Below are 1,067 nucleotides of genomic sequence, written 5' to 3'. Positions count from 1 at the left end.
ATTCCGACGCTCGGTACACTTTCTGGTCGCAAGCTCGTTACCGATCTACAGTCCTTTGGACTGCAGATCGGTGAGCAGACCGGCGGCATTGCCCGCAAGGGAGGCGCCGGTCCTTCGGATCACAAGACGATCACCATCGCGGGCCAGACCGTCATGGTCCCTGTCTATACATCTGGCGCGCGGCGTTCCCCATTTCAGGCCAGCCCGCCGGACCAGCACGGGGCCAGCACGCTGCTACGCGATGGGCAGACACTGGGCACGATCCATTTTCCGGCCGCCCCGCGCTTTTACGGGCTGAGCACGGCGGACGGCATTCCCTACTGGAAGATCGCCCTGCTGCATGGCCGTGACACGCTGGCGACCACGGTGCACCAGACGTGCATCCGCTATGCCGACCGGCGCACCTCCTGCCAGTTCTGCGCCATCAGCCAGTCGCTGGAGGCCGATCGCACCATTGCCTACAAGACGCCAGCACAACTGGCCGAGGTCGCCAAGGCCGCCGTGGAACTCGACGGCGTGCGCGACATGGTGCTGACGACTGGCACGCCCAACGTGGTGGACCGGGGTGCAGCCGTGCTGGCGGAATCAGCCCGTGCCATTCGGGCGGCCGTGGATCTGCCGCTTCAGGTCCAGTGCGAGCCGCCGCGCGATCACGGCTGGTTCCAGCGCCTGCGCGACGCCGGGGCCGACAGCCTGGGCATGCATCTCGAAGCCGCAACACAGGCGGTGCGTGAGAAGATCATGCCCGGCAAGGCCACGGTCAGCGTGGATCGCTACATGGACGCTTTCGCCAGCGCCGTGCCGATCTTCGGGCGCGGGCAGGTCAATACCTACATTCTGGCCGGTCTTGGCGACAGTGCCGCAGATATTCTGGCTCTGGCCGAACGCCTGATTGCGCTCGGGGTCTATCCCTTCGTGGTGCCGTTCGTGCCGATTTCCGGCACACCGCTGGAAAATCATGCGCCGCCTTCGGCCGATTTCATGAAGTCCGTGCTCGCACCACTCGGGCGGATGTTGCGCGAGGCGAACATGAAATCCACCGACATCCGCGCCGGGTGTGGCCGGTG

1 protein-coding gene is annotated in these 1,067 nt (G+C 65.5%); it reads left to right on the top strand.

What is annotated here, in order from left to right; genetic code table 11:
* Window positions 1-1,067 (top strand): MSMEG_0568 family radical SAM protein (locus B7449_RS16130; RefSeq protein WP_244465772.1); only part of this gene is annotated, 1,067 nt, incomplete at both ends.

Origin of the sequence: Komagataeibacter intermedius TF2, from assembly GCF_000964425.1 — a bacterium.
GTDB lineage: Bacteria > Pseudomonadota > Alphaproteobacteria > Acetobacterales > Acetobacteraceae > Komagataeibacter > Komagataeibacter intermedius.
Note: the sequence above shows the minus strand (reverse complement) of the source record. Positions and strands in the feature narration are given on the sequence as shown.